Annotated in this window: 15 protein-coding genes; 7 read left to right on the top strand and 8 right to left on the bottom strand. The window is 64.6% G+C overall.

Features of this window, described 5'->3' with window-relative positions; genetic code table 11:
* Positions 1 to 44 precede the first annotated feature (44 nt).
* Both phbB and G3N59_RS10340 read right to left on the bottom strand, forming a co-directional pair.
* Entirely contained in the window at positions 45 to 791 is a 747-nt protein-coding gene (phbB, locus tag G3N59_RS10345; protein ID WP_205982485.1) for an acetoacetyl-CoA reductase, read from the bottom strand.
* A complete protein-coding gene (locus G3N59_RS10340; protein WP_205982484.1) occupies positions 781 to 1,284 on the bottom strand; it encodes a hypothetical protein in 504 nt (167 codons plus the stop codon). The genes phbB and G3N59_RS10340 overlap by 11 nt, the downstream gene beginning before the upstream one ends.
* On the opposite strand from G3N59_RS10340, the gene G3N59_RS10335 reads away from it, so the two are divergent.
* A complete protein-coding gene (locus G3N59_RS10335; RefSeq protein WP_205982483.1) occupies positions 1,283 to 1,507 on the top strand; it encodes a hypothetical protein in 225 nt (74 codons plus the stop codon). The genes G3N59_RS10340 and G3N59_RS10335 overlap by 2 nt on opposite strands.
* A gap of 145 nt (positions 1,508 to 1,652) precedes the next feature.
* On the opposite strand, the gene G3N59_RS10330 is transcribed toward G3N59_RS10335, so the two are convergent.
* The 3 genes from G3N59_RS10330 to G3N59_RS10320 form a co-directional block, all read right to left on the bottom strand.
* Positions 1,653 to 2,114, bottom strand: coding sequence for a universal stress protein (locus G3N59_RS10330; protein WP_205982668.1), 462 nt, complete (start codon positions 2,112 to 2,114; stop codon positions 1,653 to 1,655).
* A 198-nt stretch (positions 2,115 to 2,312) separates the two neighbouring features.
* On the bottom strand, positions 2,313 to 3,284 hold the full coding sequence (locus G3N59_RS10325; protein ID WP_205982482.1) for an acetyltransferase: 972 nt from the start codon (positions 3,282 to 3,284) through the stop codon (positions 2,313 to 2,315).
* Between the two features lie 200 nt (positions 3,285 to 3,484).
* Entirely contained in the window at positions 3,485 to 3,880 is a 396-nt protein-coding gene (locus G3N59_RS10320) for a transposase (protein ID WP_205982481.1), read from the bottom strand.
* Between the two features lie 224 nt (positions 3,881 to 4,104).
* Between G3N59_RS10320 and G3N59_RS10315 the strand changes: the two genes are divergently transcribed.
* Positions 4,105 to 4,953: a DUF72 domain-containing protein gene (locus G3N59_RS10315; RefSeq protein ID WP_205982480.1), complete on the top strand. Its 849-nt coding sequence runs from the start codon at positions 4,105 to 4,107 to the stop codon at positions 4,951 to 4,953.
* A 28-nt stretch (positions 4,954 to 4,981) separates the two neighbouring features.
* Here the strand turns inward: G3N59_RS10315 and G3N59_RS10310 are convergent, their stop codons facing one another.
* On the bottom strand, positions 4,982 to 5,617 hold the full coding sequence (locus G3N59_RS10310; RefSeq protein ID WP_205982479.1) for a TetR/AcrR family transcriptional regulator: 636 nt from the start codon (positions 5,615 to 5,617) through the stop codon (positions 4,982 to 4,984).
* 74 nt (positions 5,618 to 5,691) lie between these two features.
* On the opposite strand from G3N59_RS10310, the gene G3N59_RS10305 reads away from it, so the two are divergent.
* Entirely contained in the window at positions 5,692 to 6,021 is a 330-nt protein-coding gene (locus G3N59_RS10305; protein ID WP_205982478.1) for a darcynin family protein, read from the top strand.
* A gap of 75 nt (positions 6,022 to 6,096) precedes the next feature.
* On the opposite strand, the gene G3N59_RS10300 is transcribed toward G3N59_RS10305, so the two are convergent.
* The gene (locus G3N59_RS10300; protein ID WP_205982477.1) at positions 6,097 to 7,641 is read right to left on the bottom strand and encodes an RNA polymerase factor sigma-54; all 1,545 of its coding nucleotides are present in this window, start codon (positions 7,639 to 7,641) and stop codon (positions 6,097 to 6,099) included.
* Between the two features lie 352 nt (positions 7,642 to 7,993).
* On the opposite strand from G3N59_RS10300, the gene G3N59_RS10295 reads away from it, so the two are divergent.
* Positions 7,994 to 8,338, top strand: coding sequence for a BON domain-containing protein (locus G3N59_RS10295; RefSeq protein WP_205982476.1), 345 nt, complete (start codon positions 7,994 to 7,996; stop codon positions 8,336 to 8,338).
* A gap of 69 nt (positions 8,339 to 8,407) precedes the next feature.
* On the opposite strand, the gene G3N59_RS10290 is transcribed toward G3N59_RS10295, so the two are convergent.
* Positions 8,408 to 9,451, bottom strand: coding sequence for an aldo/keto reductase (locus tag G3N59_RS10290; RefSeq protein ID WP_205982475.1), 1,044 nt, complete (start codon positions 9,449 to 9,451; stop codon positions 8,408 to 8,410).
* Positions 9,452 to 9,656: 205 nt separating this feature from the next.
* On the opposite strand from G3N59_RS10290, the gene G3N59_RS10285 reads away from it, so the two are divergent.
* The 3 genes from G3N59_RS10285 to G3N59_RS10275 all read left to right on the top strand — a co-directional run bounded on the left by G3N59_RS10285 (position 9,657) and on the right by G3N59_RS10275 (position 14,852).
* Entirely contained in the window at positions 9,657 to 9,908 is a 252-nt protein-coding gene (locus tag G3N59_RS10285) for an AbrB/MazE/SpoVT family DNA-binding domain-containing protein (RefSeq protein ID WP_205982474.1), read from the top strand.
* The gene (locus tag G3N59_RS10280; protein WP_205982473.1) at positions 9,905 to 10,300 is read left to right on the top strand and encodes a type II toxin-antitoxin system VapC family toxin; all 396 of its coding nucleotides are present in this window, start codon (positions 9,905 to 9,907) and stop codon (positions 10,298 to 10,300) included. The genes G3N59_RS10285 and G3N59_RS10280 overlap by 4 nt, the downstream gene beginning before the upstream one ends.
* A gap of 91 nt (positions 10,301 to 10,391) precedes the next feature.
* The gene (locus tag G3N59_RS10275; protein WP_205982472.1) at positions 10,392 to 14,852 is read left to right on the top strand and encodes a DEAD/DEAH box helicase; all 4,461 of its coding nucleotides are present in this window, start codon (positions 10,392 to 10,394) and stop codon (positions 14,850 to 14,852) included.

Here is a 14,852-nt window from a genome sequence, read left to right as displayed (position 1 = left end):
CGATTGAGGGCACGCAGCGTATTCGCGACATGCCATCGTTTGAATTAGTGCATATGCATACCGCCGTTGATCGCGATATCGGCACCCGTGATAAAACCGGCGTCGTCCGAACAGAGGAACGCGACCAGCGCCGCCACTTCGTCGGGCTGGCCCAGCCGGCCCACGGGAATCTGCGGCAGGATGCGTTGCTGCATGACATCGGCGGGCACGGCTTCGACCATCTGCGTGGCCAGATAGCCCGGCGAAACCGTGTTCACCGTCACGCCCTTCTTCGCCACTTCCAGCGCCAGCGCTTTTGTGAAGCCGTGCAGCCCGGCTTTCGCGGCCGAATAATTGGCCTGCCCGTAAGCGCCGCGCGAACCATTCACCGACCCGATGTTCACCACGCGTCCAAACCCGCGCTCGATCATGCCGGGCACGAAGGGCTTGGTCACATTGAAGAGCGCGTCGAGATTGATACGCAGCACGCTGTCCCAATCGTCCTTGGTCATTTTGGCGAAACTGCGGTCGCAAGTGATGCCCGCGTTATTCACGAGCACATCGACACGGCCGAGATCGGCCAGCACGCGCGCCGCCGTCTGCTGGCAGGCGTCGAAATCGGCGACATCGAGCGAATACGCGTGAAAATGCCGCCCCACCGCACGTTCGGATTCCAGCCATGTGGCCATGCGGTCGTTGCCTTTCGAGCAGGACAGCACGACCGTCATGCCCGCGTCGGCCAGACGCCGGCTGATCGCCGCGCCCAGCCCGCCCATGCCGCCCGTGACGAATGCAATGCGTTCAGCGCCCATGCTGACCTCCGTGCGCTTGCGCTGCGTCCTTAGAGACCGCCGTGCCCGCGCTGCCCGCGGCCGACATCGCCCGTTCGAAGGCGGCCATCCATTCGCGCATCGGCAGTGCAGCGCCGCTCCGGCCAGGCTGGGCAACAGCGCCTGGCTTCAGCTTTTCCAGCGTGTCCTGCCATTGCTGCGACATGTCGCGAACGGCATTAGCCCAGACTCCCGTGCCCTGCACCGTGGCCGCGACATTTTCCTGCCAGAGCGCGGCGCTCGCGAGCAGATAGTCGCGCCAGACCGTCTGCGTCGCCGCGCCGAAATCGCTCCAGTCCTGCGCACCGCGCAGCGATTCCAGCGTACCTTCGAGCGCGGCACGGTCGCGTTCGATGCGGCGTTGCAGCAGATTCGCCGCCTGCTCGCGCCATTGCTGCTGCTGAACCAGCCATTGCAGCGCCGCGGACGTGCGGCTTTTATACGCATTGAACGACGGATGAGAAGCATTGGGCATGATCGATTTTCCTTTCGACAGTGCTTGGGCAGGCGCGGGAGACGGCAAAACAAGGCATTTTCATGCGCGCGCTGGAGGCAACGAGCGTTGCGAGCAGCGCAGAAGCGAGGCGCGTTACACGATGGCACAGTGCGAAAATTGCAGTGCAGCAAATCGCAATAACGCGCACAAAAATTCGGACTCCGGTGCAATTTATCGCCGCGACGACAAAACCACATCATAGGCACGATGCACGACCAGTGCGTGAATAATGCCCTCGATCTATTTGATCAAAATCTAATTTCAAGATATTTGATCAGCACGCAATGCTTGATGAATCGGCTTATGCGCCTATTTTCCGATTTAATTATGCGGCGGCGATAAACCGGTCAGACTGCCTTGTCTGCGTTTTCTCGTACCAGCATCACCGGACGGTCGGCCATGCGCAAATACGACTCTGCCACGCTGCCGATCAACAAGCGCTTCACGCCCGATAAGCCACGCGTGCCGAGCACCACGAGATCGACTTCGTCTTCCGCGGCGATGCGATGAATGACCGCGGCGATTTCCTCGCCGTTCGAATCGGCGGCGCGGATGGTGCCCTGGATGCCGGTCTGCGAGAACACCGTTTTGGCTTCTTCGAGCGCCATGGTCGCGACATCGGCTTCGGCGGATTGACGCGTCTGCTCTTCCGCAAAGCCCGTGCTGATCTCGACCAGCCGCGCCGGATGCTGGACCACGCAGAGCGCCTGCACGGTGCCGCCGGTGGCCGTGGCGATCTTCACGGCTTCGTCGAGTGCGCGGCGCCCGCTGCGGCTGCCGTCGATTGCCACCAGAATCTGCTTGTACACGATCACCTCCCGGGCATTGCCCATGTTGTCGCGCTGTGTGTCGTGCTGTGTGTCGAACTGCGGCACGTCGTCGCCCATCGGGCATCGATCACGTTTTTTAGCGCTCTTTTCATGGTACGCGGTCGGCAGGCCGGCTGCGAGGCGTGTGTGCGCCCACGCCGCAGCCGGGCGTGGGCGATTGAGATTGCAGATGGAGATCTAGCGCGGCATCGCGCGGCCGAAGACGCGCGCGAACGCGGAGCAGAACTGGTCGAGACGCTTCGAGTCCAGGCAGTCGATGCCCGCCGCGCTCACCCGGCCATTGCCGCCGGGGAAGGCGCGGCAGAGTTCGTCGGCGCCGCGCGGGCGTTCGAGCGGCGCGCGCACGCTGACGGCGTAATTGCCGTCGGGATTGACGCTCAGAACTGCGTGCGCGTATGCCGGTTCCTCGATCGCCAGCGCGTTGGCGAACACCCCGCGCACGCGCCGCGCCCACGGCTCGTCGGGCAGCACGCAGACGCTGCCGTACTGCAGCGTGAGCAAAGGCGTGATTTCCTGGGCGCGCTCGAGATCGTCGTGACGGCACGACGAAAGGCGTTCGAGCAGCGGCTCGCTGGCGATGAACTCGAACGGGTCAGCATAGGGTTTGAGCGACTCGTAAAGCGCCGTGGGGGCGATGAACAGGTCTTCGACGCTATCGCCGTAAGCGTTGTAGTTGATCGATTCACCCAGCTCGCGCAGTTGTTCGATCTGCGCTTCCGACAAACCGGCTTGCTGCGCCAGACCGCGCGCGGTCTCGGCCAGGTTGTCGCCGAACGCCGCCGCAATCGCCCAGCGGCGATATTCGCCGCGCAGATGGCGATCGACCAGCACGCTGGTGCAGACCTGCGCCGTGGTGTCGATGTGCGCCATCAGGTTGACGTTCATCGGCAGATCGCCGGCGTGGTGATGATCGAAATATTCAACGTGAATGCCCTTGTCGAGCAGCGAGCAGACCGCTGCACGATTGGTGTCGAAGGAAATATCGAGCACGGTGAGCGAGTCGCCCGGCTGGGCCTCCACGCGCTTGACGAGCGCGATGTCACGTTTCGCGCCGGTGATCAACGTGGCCTCGCGCGGCCGGGCGAGACGAAGCTGGTGGAGCGCGCAGATGCCGTCCGCGTCGCCATTGAATACGTCGAAATGCGCCATGTCCTCTGGGTTCCGTTGCGTTGAGCCCAACAGTATCGCGCACAGGGGGCCATTCCCACAAAGGCCGGATAAGAACGACGCGTTTTCAGACAACTGGAAGCGCGAAATCCACTGTGCGCGGCGTAGAAATGCGAAACGGGCAGCAGAATTCTTCTGCTGCCCGCCTGTGATGTCAGACAGTTCCGCGAGTCGGCCCGCGCTCAGGTGCGCGCGAGCGGCCAGCGCAACGAGAAAGCGACCGGGAAACGCGGCGCACGGCGACCGGCCGGCGCGCGCCACGGCTGCATGCGCGCATTCATGGCCGCGCACATTGCCAGGCCTTCGTCGCCGTAGAGGCGTTCCATGGCTTGCTGCACGAGGCCCGCATCGAACCACACCTTGAAACGGCGATGGCAGGTGCGGAAGTCGGGGTAGCGCTCGGGCAGCTTGGCCCAGACCGAACCGGTCGAGAGCACCCAGAGAATCGCTTCGAAAACGGCGCGGGGACAATGCGCCGGACGGCCGCGGCGCGGACCGTTGGAGCGGCTGTCGTTAAAAATCGGCTCGACGCTGCGCCACTGCGCATCGTTCAGCTCGCGAGAAGGACGAGACTGCATCTGATATTCCAAGTGAGGTTGTCTGACACACAACGACTAAATTAGCCTCACGCCTGTTCGGAAAATATCGGACTATGCTGAAAACGCTATTTTCGCCTGCCGGCGGGTAGTCCGGGCTCCCGCACCCTGCCCCCGAAAGCCCGCATCAGTAACGTTTTTTGACGATTTTCGTGGCGCCCAAGCCGCGCTAAACTGCCGCATCCTGAATCGACGGCGCTTATTCGATGACACGCTCCTCTGCTGCTCAAGCTGCGACTTCCGTTAAAGCCGGCCGAATTCGCGTCGGCATCGGCGGCTGGATTTTCGCGCCGTGGCGCGGCACCTTCTACCCAGAAGGTCTTGCGCAGCGTCTCGAACTCGATTATGCGAGCCGTCAACTTGGCTCGATCGAGATCAATAGCACGTACTACGGCGCGCAGCGGCCCGACAGCTTCAAACGCTGGCACGACGAAACACCCGACGACTTCCAGTTTTCGCTCAAAGGCCCGCGCTTCGCGATGAACCGCCGCGTGCTTGCCGAAGCCGGTGCTTCGATCGAGCGCTTTCTCACGGGCGGTTTGCTGAATCTGGGCGCCAAGCTCGGCCCGATCAACTGGCAGTTGATGCCGGGCAAACAGTTCGATCCCGAGGACTACGCGCGTTTTCTCGATCTCCTACCGGACGAAGTCGACGGTCACCCTTTGCGTCACGCGCTGGAAGTGCGCCACGCGAGTTTCTGTGCGCCGGAATTCGTCGCGCTCGCCCGCAAGCGCAAGGCGGCGGTCGTGGTGTCGGGCGACTCCGATTACCCGCAGATCGCGGATGCGTCCGCGCCCTTCGTCTACGCGCGCATCATGGGCACGGCCGCCAATCGCAAGCTGGGTTACGGGCCCGCCGATCTCGACCGCTGGGTCGAGCGCGCGCTCACCTGGGCGCAAGGCGGCACGCCGGACGATCTCGACACCTTCGGCAAGCCGCTGGCGGCCAAAGCGGGCCGCGACGTCTATCTCTACGTGATCAGCGGCCACAAGGAACGCAATCCCGCCGCCGCGATGGCGCTGATCGAGCGCCTGCGCAAGCGCGGCGCGCCCTGAACAACGGCCCTGAAGCAACGCGAAAGGTTCAGCGCGGCGTTTCGCTGCGCCACAGATAGCCGACCACGGCGCGCGTCGCGCGTGCTTCCAGCGCGAGCGCGTCCGTTTCGCCGCGCGCGCCTGCGGCGTCCACCATGCCGCGCACGATCGCGAACACGTCGTAAGCCGCCGTCGATGGATCGTCGAGACGCGGCGCGTCGGGCATCCCGAACGCACGCACGAGCGTCGCGTGAATCCGGTCGCCGATCCGCGCATCGCGTTCGCCAAGCGGCAAACGTTCCTCTTCGAAATCGAGCAGACGCGCCAGCACGGGCCGCTGCATCTGATGCGCCACCGACGCGCGGATCAAACCGCACAACGCCGCCTCGCAACTCGACGCCGCGCCCGCCTCTTCGAGCGCTGCCATCAACGGCGCGCTTTCTCGCTCGATCAACGCGGCGGTGAGCGCATCGCGATTCGGAAAGTATTGATAGAGCGAGCCGACACTCACACCGGCGCGCTCGGCGATGGCATTGGTGGTGTAGCCGCTGAAGCCGCGCTGCTCCAGAATGCGAGCGGCGGCTTCGAGAATGGCGACGACCGTGGCCGTCGAGCGGCGCTGGACCGGCTGCTTACGCGCGTCGAGCGGGGCTGGGCGGCGACGGCCGCGAGGCGTGGGCGTCATGATCGGAATGCGAGTATCGAATGTGAGCAAACGCTCGTATTCTAGACACGTCTACTCCCGTTCAGGAAATTGCCGTGAAATCTGTGTTGACCGTCTTCATGCTCGTCAAGAGTTTGCCTGCCTGGCTCGAACTGCCGCCGGACGCACGCCAGCGTGCATTGCGCGACCATGTGATGCCTTTGCTGGAACGCCATCGCGATCAGGTGCGCCTGCGTCTGTACGACGTGGAGTTTTACGCCACACGCGTCACCGATGTCTGGATGTGGGACGCCGAAAGTCATCAGGCCTACGAACAGTTGGTCGAGACCTTGCGCGATACGCCGTTCTGGGACCGCTATTTCGAAATCGTCGAGATTCTGCCGGGCGTGGAAAGCCATCACACAGGCGAAGGCGTGCCGGCCTGACAATGCAAAAAGCGCATGGGCTCAACCCCATGCGCTTCATCGCCCTGCGAAAAATATCAGCGGATAGTCAACGCCTCAAATTTGCCGACGCATTTCCGCCGCGGGCAGCTTCATCATCTGCCGATACTTCGTCACGGTGCGGCGCGCGACGCGCACGCCCTGCTTTTCCAGCTCCTGCGTGAGCACGACGTCCGAAAGCGGATCGCGCGGATTTTCGGCGTCGATCATTTCCTTGATCAGCGCGCGCACGGCCGCCGCCGAACACGTGCCGCCCGTGCGCGTTTCGAGTTCGCGCGGGAAGAAGCGCTTGAATTCGAAAATACCGCGCGGCGTGGCCATGTACTTGTTGCCGGTCGCGCGCGACACGGTCGATTCATGCAGGCCGAGTTCATCGGCGACATCGCGCAGCAGCATCGGACGCAGCGCGATTTCGCCGTACTGGAAAAACGCCTTCTGACGCGCGACGATACATTCGCCCACACGCAGAATGGTTTCGCAGCGCTTGTGCGCATTGCGGATCAGCCAGCGCGCTTCCTGCAACTGCTGCGCGAGCGGCGAGCGGCTGGTTTGATCGGAACGCGCGAACATTTCGGCGTACAGCTTGTGGATGCGCGCGCGCGGCTCGATCGCCGGATTCACGCTCACCACCCACTTGCCGCGCACCTGACGCACGATCACATCGGGAATCACGTAGCCGCCATCGGCGCGGCCATAGTGATTGCCGGGCTTCGGATCGAGGCGGCGCACCAGCGCGGTCGCGGCCTGCAGCGACGCCGCATCGCATCCGAGTTGACGCTGCAGTTCGCCGTTCTCGCGGCGTGCGAGACGCTCCAGATGATGCGTCACGATCATGAGCGCAAGCTCGCGATGCGGCGTGTCGTGCGGCATCGCTTCGAGTTGCAGCGCGAGGCATTCGGACAGCGAGCGCGCGCCGATGCCCGGACGATCGAGCATCTGCACCACCCGCAGCGCCACGCGCAGATGATCTTCGTCGAGGATATTGGCGACACCTTCGAGTTCGACCAGATCGGCCAGTTCCTGACGCAGATAGCCGTCGTCGTCGAGCGCTTCGATGATGATTTGCGCCGCCGCACGATCGAGTTCGGCGAGCGGCGAAAGGCGCAGCGCTTCGTGCAACTGGTCGCGCAGCGAAACCGGCACGCGCACCCAGTCGGACGCTTCGGAGTCGCCGTCTTCGGAACCGCGATAGCTCGACGAGCGCAGCGCGCCCGGCGAAGGCAGATCGGCCGTGTAGCCGCCGCCGTCGTCCTGATAGCCCGAGCCGTCGTCGCTGTAGTTCGACGATTCCTCGCCGTAGCTCGACGTCTCCTGGGCCACGCCGCCGTCCATGCCGCTTTCGATGCCGCCGCCAGGCACATCGGCGAGCGCCGCGGGCGCTTCGTTGGCTGCGGCGCCAATACCGGCCGCGCCTTCGGCGGCCTCGGCGGCTTCACCGGTCTCGGAAGCCGGCGGCACATATTCAAGGAACGGATTGGTGTCGAGCGCTTCGCGCAGTTCCTGCTGGAATTCGAGGGACGAAAGTTGCAGCAGTCGCACGGCCTGCTGCAGGCGCGGCGTCAGCGCCAGATGCTGGCGGGCTTGTAACGCGATGGAAGGCATGGCAGTCCCGTTCTTGAGATTGAGGTCAATGCGCCCTGATACGCAACACCCATGCCAGTTTTTACAAACGCTTGTTTTATAACGGGATCGGGGCTTGCTAAGGGCCGAAACACGTCAGCGCGCCCACCTACTCTGCAGACGTTTTTACAATCGCCCGGAAAAATTACGTGCCCGATGATCGTCGATTGAGCCGTTGCAGGATCACGCGATTGCACGCCTGCTTTCCCAGATAATGCGTGCTCGAACCCCTTGCCGATGGCGTTTGCGAGGCGTTTGCGACCCGCGAGCCGCAGCGCGGCACGCACCTTGCGGTACTGGTGCACGATCATCAACCCACACAAGGAGAATTCCTATGAAGCGCACTCTGATGCTCAAGACCGCTGCCGGCGTGGCCTGCATGACCTTCGCGCTGATGGCCGGCGCACAGACCACGGCGGCTTCGGCGCCGTCGGGCAGTTCCGAAAGCGTCGGTCAACACGTTGACGACGCAACCATCACCACCAAGGTGAAGGCCGAACTGCTCGGCGCGAAGAACGTGAAGTCGGAACATATCCACGTGAAGACGCGCAAGGGCACGGTCTCGCTGACCGGCACGGTGCCGACCGCCGAAGACCGCGACAACGCCAAGCAAGTGGTGGAAGGCGTGTCGGGTGTGAATTCGGTGAAGAACCACCTGAAGGTAGTGGCGGCGCAGTAATGCGGCTGTGTGCCTGAGAGAACGCGGCGCCTTTTACGGCGCCGCTTTTTTTTGCGTGCGGCTTGTGTATTACCGCTCGCTTTGGCGTAACTGCTCGAGCCGCGCATCGCCCTGGCGCGCGAGCATCCAGCCCGGGTATTCGGCGGGCAGACGGCTCACATCGTCGAGGATCGCCAGTTCTTCGGTCGAGAGCTTGACCTTGGTGGCCGCGACGTTGTCGTCGAGTTGATCGACGCGTTTGGCACCCACGATCACCGTCGTCACCGCGCGCTGATGCAGCAGCCACGCCAGCGCGATCTGCGCGACCGAGACGCCCTTCTGGTTCGCGATCGATCGCATTGCATCGACGCAATCCCATGCGCGCTCGCGCTCGACCGGCGGAAAATCGAACGTGGTGCGGCGACTGCCCGCCTCGCCCTGCTGCTCGCGCCCATATTTGCCGCTCAGCAGGCCGCCCGCGAGCGGACTCCACACCATCAGCCCGAGGCCTTCGCTTGCCAGCATCGGCACGATTTCGCGCTCCAGATCGCGGCCCGCGATCGTGTAATACGCCTGCAGCGACTCGAAACGCGCGAGGCCGTGATGATGCGCAATACCCAGCGCCTTGACGATCTGCCACGCCGCCCAGTTCGACACGCCCACGTAGCGCACATGGCCGTGCTGCACGAGCGTATCGAAGGCGCGCACGGTTTCCTCGATCGGCGTGACGGGATCGAAACCGTGAATCTGATAAAGGTCGATATGGTCGAGCTGCAGACGTTTGAGGCTGGCCTTCACGCCTTCCATGATGTGATAGCGCGTCGCGCCGCGCTGGTTCGGCGACGGCCCCATTTCGCCGAGCACCTTGGTCGCGACCACGACCTGATCGCGCGCGATCTTGAGGTTTTTCAGCGCCTGGCCGGTGATTTGCTCCGAGACGCCTTGTGAGTAAATATCCGCCGTATCGATGAAATTGATGCCCGCGTCGAGCGCGCGGCCGACGAGGCGTTCGGCATCGGCCTGTTGCAGATCGCCGATCTGGTTCCAGATGCCCGAACCGCCGCCGAAAGTCATGGTGCCGAGGCAAAGCTCGGAAACTAACAGGCCAGTGCGGCCGAGTGTGTTGTATCGCATGGGGAAACTCCGTCGTGAACCGAGGGAACATCGAAGAGACATCCAGCGGGGCGAGGATACTGCGTTCGGGCGGGGCTTGCTTGAGACGGGTTTCGATGCGCTCACGCGCAATTTGCATCCATGCCTTGATTTAGATCAGCATCGCGCCCATCTGGTAATGCAAATATGCATTACACTAGACTGCGTGAATGAATGGAGAAGCGCCATGAGCACACTCACTGTAACTTCGCGGGGACAGGTGACTTTCCGGAAGGAAGTGCTGCAGCACCTGGGCATCCAACCCGGCGAAAAAATTGAACTGGACCTGTTGCCCGACGGCCGGGCGGAATTACGCGCTTCGCGGCCGACGGGATCGATCGACGGCTTCCTTGGTCTGCTCGCGGGCAAGACTACCAAAGTCGCGAGTATCGAGGAAATCAACGATGCCGCGGCATCGGGCTGGGCCGGGGACGAATGAAAATCACCGTCGATACAAACGTGCTGGTTCGCGGCGTCGTGCGTGACGACGAAAAGCAGGCGCGCGCCGTGGACAAAGCGCTAAAAGACGCCTCGCTGATCGCCATCCCGCTACCCTGCCTTTGCGAATTCGTCTGGGTTCTACGCCGGGTTTATGGTTTCGAAAAAAGCGATATCGCCACTGCCATCCGGGCGCTGATTGCCACGGAAAAGGTCGCCATGAATCGTCCAGCAACCGAAGCCGGTCTCGCGATCCTCGAAGCAGGCGGCGATTTTGCTGACGGAGTAATCGCCTACGACGGCACCTGGCTTGGCGCGGATACTTTCGTGTCATTCGACAAGAAGGCCGTGTCCTTGCTTACCAGACAGGAGCAGTCCGCGCATCTGCTGTGAGTGCGCGTGGGCCGCTGACGGGTAAATTTCTGCGCAACGACAGGCCAATCCACACCTCAGCGGACGAACCCACCCGAGCAAAGCACAGCCCATGGCCTCGCTCCCCACGCCCCCCGACGACCCGCTCGATCTCTTCCATCCGGCCGTGGCCGCCTGGTTCCGGCGCAGCTTCGACGCGCCAACGCCCGCCCAACGAGCCGCCTGGCCGCTGATCGAAAGCCGCCGCGCCACCCTGGTTGCCGCGCCGACGGGTTCGGGCAAAACGCTCACGGCCTTTCTCACCGCCATCGACGCGCTCGTGCGCGAAGGTCTCGCCAGCGACGGCGCGCTGCCCGACGCGACGCTCGTGGTCTACGTTTCGCCGCTCAAGGCGCTGTCCAACGACATCCGCCTGAATCTCGAACGCCCGCTCGAAGGTATCGGCGAAGAACTCGCGCGGCTTGGCCTGCCGGGCGTCGCGATTCGCGCGGCGGTGCGCACCGGCGACACGCCGCAGCCCGAACGCGCCGCGCTGCGCCGTCACCCACCGCATATTCTCGTGACCACGCCCGAATCGCTCTACGTGCTGCTCGGTTCCGCGTCGGGTCGCAGCATGCTGGCGAGCACGCGCACCGTGATCGTCGACGAAATTCATGCGGTGGCGGGCAACAAACGCGGCGTGCATCTGGCGCTGAGCCTCGAACGGCTCGACGCGCTCTGTGCCGAACGGCCGCTGCGCATCGGGCTTTCCGCGACCCAAAAGCCGATTAAAACCGTCGCGCGCTTTCTGGTCGGCATGGGCGACGATCCGGCCACGCCGCCCGCCTGCGAGATCGTCGATGCAGGCCACGTGCGCGCCCGCGATCTCGCGCTCGAAGTCCCGCCCGTGCCGCTCGAAGCGGTCATGGCGAACGATGTCTGGGAGCGCGTGTACGACCGCATCGCCGAGCTGGTGGCGATGCATCGCACCACGCTCGTGTTCGTCAACACGCGGCGCATGGCCGAGCGCGTCGCGCGTCATCTGACCGACCGTCTGGGCGGCGAGGCCGTGGCCGCGCATCACGGCAGTCTCGCGCGCGAGCATCGTTTCGATGCCGAACAGCGCCTCAAGCGCGGCGATTTGCGCGTGCTGGTGGCGACCGCCTCGCTGGAACTCGGCATCGATATCGGCGATGTGGATCTTGTCGCGCAGATCGGTTCGCCGCGCTCGATTGCGGCCTTCCTGCAGCGCGTCGGGCGCTCCGGCCATCAGGTGGGCGGCACGCCGAAGGGCCGTCTGTTCGCCACCTCGCGCGACGATTTGATCGAATGCGCCGCCCTGCTCGATTGCGTGCGGCGCGGCGAACTCGATCGCATCACGCTGCCGCATGCGCCGATCGACGTGCTGGCGCAGCAGATCGTCGCCGAAGTGGCCTGCGAGGCGTGGCGCGAAGATGCGCTCTTTGCGCTCGTGCGCCGCAGCGCGCCGTATGCGCAACTCGAACGCGCGACGTTCGATGCGGTGCTGCGCATGCTCGCCGATGGTTTCACGAGCCGCCACGGACCGCGCGCCGCCTATCTGCATCGCGACGTGGTGAGTCGGACGCTGCGGGCGCGGCGCGGCGCACGCCTGACCGCGCTCACGTCCGGCGGCACGATTCCCGATAACGCCGATTACGCCGTGCTGCTCGAACCGCAGAGCATGCAGATCGGCACGGTGAACGAAGATTTCGCCGTCGAAAGCCTGGCCGGCGACGTGTTCCAGCTGGGCAATGCGTCGTACCGGATCTTGCGCATCGAAGCGGGCCGCGTGCGTGTGGAAGATGCGCAAGGTCAGCCGCCCAATATTCCGTTCTGGCTGGGCGAAGCGCCTGGCCGCAGCGACGAGTTGTCGTTCGCGATTTCGCGTTTGCGTGCGCAGATCGACGCGAAACTCAGCGAATTATCGATTCATTCGGATGACGAATCGTCGATCGATCGTCAAGCCGCGATCGAGGACACCACGGCATGGCTTTGCGACACGCTCGGCCTCGACGATGCGCCCGCGCGCCAGATCGTCGAATACCTCGCCCGCGCGCGTCAGGCGCTCACGGTCCTGCCGACACAAAACACGCTCGTGATGGAGCGCTTTTTCGATGAATCGGGCGGCACGCAACTCGTGATTCATTCGCCGTTCGGCAGCCGCATGAACCGTGCGTGGGGACTCGCGCTGCGCAAGCGCTTTTGCCGTCAGTTCAATTTCGAACTGCAGGCGGCCGCCACCGAAGACGCCATCATCCTCTCGCTGACCGGCGCGCACAGTTTCGCGCTCGACGAAGTGTGGCGCTATCTGCACTCGAATACGGCCGAACATCTGCTGGTGCAGGCGCTGCTCGACGCGCCGCTGTTCGGCGTGCGCTGGCGCTGGAACGCCACGGCTGCGCTCGCGCTGCCGCGTCAGACCGGCGGGCGCAAAACGCCGCCGCAGATCCAGCGTATGCGCAGCGAAGACCTGCTCGCCGCGGTGTTTCCCGATCAGGTCGCCTGCGTCGAAAATCTGGCGGGCGAGCGCGAGATTCCGCCGCATCCGCTGGTCGATCAGACGCTCGACGATTGCCTGCACGATGCGATGGATACCGAAACATGGCTCGCGCTGCTGCGTCGCATGGAGCGCGGCGAGGTGCGGCTGGTGACGCGCGAATTGTCGGCGCCTTCGCCGCTTGCGGCTGAAATTCTCACCGCGCGCCCCTACGCGTTTCTCGACGATGCGCCGCTCGAAGAGCGCCGCACCCAGGCGGTGCTCTCGCGCCGCTGGAGCGACCCGGAATCCGCCGACGATCTGGGCGCGCTCGATGCCGAAGCCATTGCGAGCGTGCGCGAAGAGGCCTGGCCGCAGGTGCGCAACGCCGATGAAATGCACGACGCGCTCAACGCGCTCGGGGCGCTCGCGCACAGCGAAGTGCAAACGTCGCCGTCATCGGACTGGACTGGCTGGCTCGACGAACTGGCCAAAGGCGGCCGCGTGACGCGCGTGCCCATCGACGATCGGGAAGCGCTGTGGGTGAGCATCGAGCGGCTTGCCTGCGTGCTGGCGATCTATCCGCACGCGCAGTGCGAACCGCCGCTCGCGCCGCTCGATGATGCGCGCGCCGAAACGTGGACCGAAACGTGGACCGAAGACGCCGCGCTCGTCGAACTGGTGCGCGCGCGGCTTTCGGGTTTCGGACCGCTCACCGTCGCGCAGGTGGCGCGGCCGCTCGCGCTGGAAGCCAGCGTGGCCGCGCTGGCGCTAACGCGCCTCGAAGCCGAAGGTTCGGTCATGCGCGGGCGCTTTACGCCCGGCACGCGCGACGAGGAATGGTGCGAGCGGCATCTGCTCGCGCGCATTCATCGCTATACCGTGCGCAAGCTGCGTCGCGAAATCGAGCCGGTCGAACGCCACGATTTCATGCGCTTCCTGTTCGAATGGCAGCACATTGCGGCGGGCTCGCGCGGCTCGGGCCGCGACGCGCTCGTGGCGATGCTCGATCAGCTCGAAGGCTGGGAAGCGTCGGCGCTGGCGTGGGAGGACGAAATCCTGCCCGCGCGTATCGACGATTACACGCCCCTGCTGCTCGACGATCTGTGCCGCTCCGGGCGCATCACATGGGCGCGGCTGCCGGCGCGCACCGCGGCGTCGACGACCGTGCGCAGCACGCCGGTCGTGCTGCTGCCGCGTCGGGAACTGGCGCGCTGGACCGCTTTGCTCGACGCGCCCGAAGCAGAAATCGCGGCACGCGCGCGACGCGTTTATGACGCGCTGATGCATCACGGCGCGATGTTCTTCGACGAACTCGCCGCCGATGCGCATCTGCTTGGCGTCGAACTGGAGAGCGCGCTCGGCGAACTGGTCGCGGCCGGTCTGGTGAACGCCGATAGTTTCGCGGGCCTGCGCGCCTTGGTGCGGCCAGCGGCGAAACGCCCGGCGTATCACGGCAAGCGCAGGCCGCGTGGCTTCGGGCCGCTCGTGGGTTCGATGGCCGATGCGGGGCGCTGGGCGGTTTTGCGGCGCGTGACGCTGACGATCGACACCGCCGAGGCCGCTGTCCCGAAAGCGGTTGCGCCGACGCGCCGCGCGCCGATGGACAGCGACCTGCTCGAACACATCGCGAGCGTTTTGCTGCGCCGCTATGGCGTGATCTGCTGGCAACTGTTGGCGCGCGAGGCGTCCTGGCTGCCGCCGTGGCGTGATCTGCTGCGCGTGCTGCATCGCATGGAGGCGCGCGGCCATGTGCGCGGCGGGCGTTTCGTGACGGGAATCTCGGGCGAGCAGTTTGCGCTGCCTGAAGCGATTCCGCTGCTGCGCGAGGTGCGGCGGCGCGGTGCGGCGGATAACGCCGATCAACCGGATCACGTCGACGAAGCCGCCGTGGTTTGCATCGCCGCTTCCGATCCGCTCAATCTGCTCGGGACGCTGCTGCCGGGCGATAAAGTGCCCGCGGTGGCGGGCAATCGCATCGCGTTTCGCGACGGCTTGCCCGTCGCCACGCTGATTGCCGGACGTGTGGAATTTCGCGGCGATGTCGACCTGGCCACCCAGGCGATGTTACGTGCGGCCCTGCTGCGCTCTATCTGA

Source organism: Paraburkholderia sp. Ac-20340 (assembly GCF_017104965.1).
Lineage (GTDB): Bacteria > Pseudomonadota > Gammaproteobacteria > Burkholderiales > Burkholderiaceae > Paraburkholderia.
Note: the sequence above shows the minus strand (reverse complement) of the source record. Positions and strands in the feature narration are given on the sequence as shown.

Bases quoted from the DNA above. Each gene is read 5' to 3' on its own strand.
- G3N59_RS10340 (WP_205982484.1), bottom strand. From the start codon at position 1,284: ATGCCCAATGCTTCTCATCCGTCGTTCAATGCGTATAAAAGCCGCACG.
- G3N59_RS10275 (WP_205982472.1), top strand. From the start codon at position 10,392: ATGGCCTCGCTCCCCACGCCCCCCGACGACCCGCTCGATCTCTTCCAT.
- G3N59_RS10325 (WP_205982482.1), bottom strand. From the start codon at position 3,284: ATGGCGCATTTCGACGTATTCAATGGCGACGCGGACGGCATCTGCGCG.
- phbB (WP_205982485.1), bottom strand. From the start codon at position 791: ATGGGCGCTGAACGCATTGCATTCGTCACGGGCGGCATGGGCGGGCTG.
- G3N59_RS10300 (WP_205982477.1), bottom strand. From the start codon at position 7,641: ATGCCTTCCATCGCGTTACAAGCCCGCCAGCATCTGGCGCTGACGCCG.
- G3N59_RS10310 (WP_205982479.1), bottom strand. From the start codon at position 5,617: ATGACGCCCACGCCTCGCGGCCGTCGCCGCCCAGCCCCGCTCGACGCG.
- G3N59_RS10285 (WP_205982474.1), top strand. From the start codon at position 9,657: ATGAGCACACTCACTGTAACTTCGCGGGGACAGGTGACTTTCCGGAAG.
- G3N59_RS10335 (WP_205982483.1), top strand. From the start codon at position 1,283: ATGATCGATTTTCCTTTCGACAGTGCTTGGGCAGGCGCGGGAGACGGC.
- G3N59_RS10290 (WP_205982475.1), bottom strand. From the start codon at position 9,451: ATGCGATACAACACACTCGGCCGCACTGGCCTGTTAGTTTCCGAGCTT.
- G3N59_RS10280 (WP_205982473.1), top strand. From the start codon at position 9,905: ATGAAAATCACCGTCGATACAAACGTGCTGGTTCGCGGCGTCGTGCGT.
- G3N59_RS10315 (WP_205982480.1), top strand. From the start codon at position 4,105: ATGACACGCTCCTCTGCTGCTCAAGCTGCGACTTCCGTTAAAGCCGGC.
- G3N59_RS10295 (WP_205982476.1), top strand. From the start codon at position 7,994: ATGAAGCGCACTCTGATGCTCAAGACCGCTGCCGGCGTGGCCTGCATG.
- G3N59_RS10320 (WP_205982481.1), bottom strand. From the start codon at position 3,880: ATGCAGTCTCGTCCTTCTCGCGAGCTGAACGATGCGCAGTGGCGCAGC.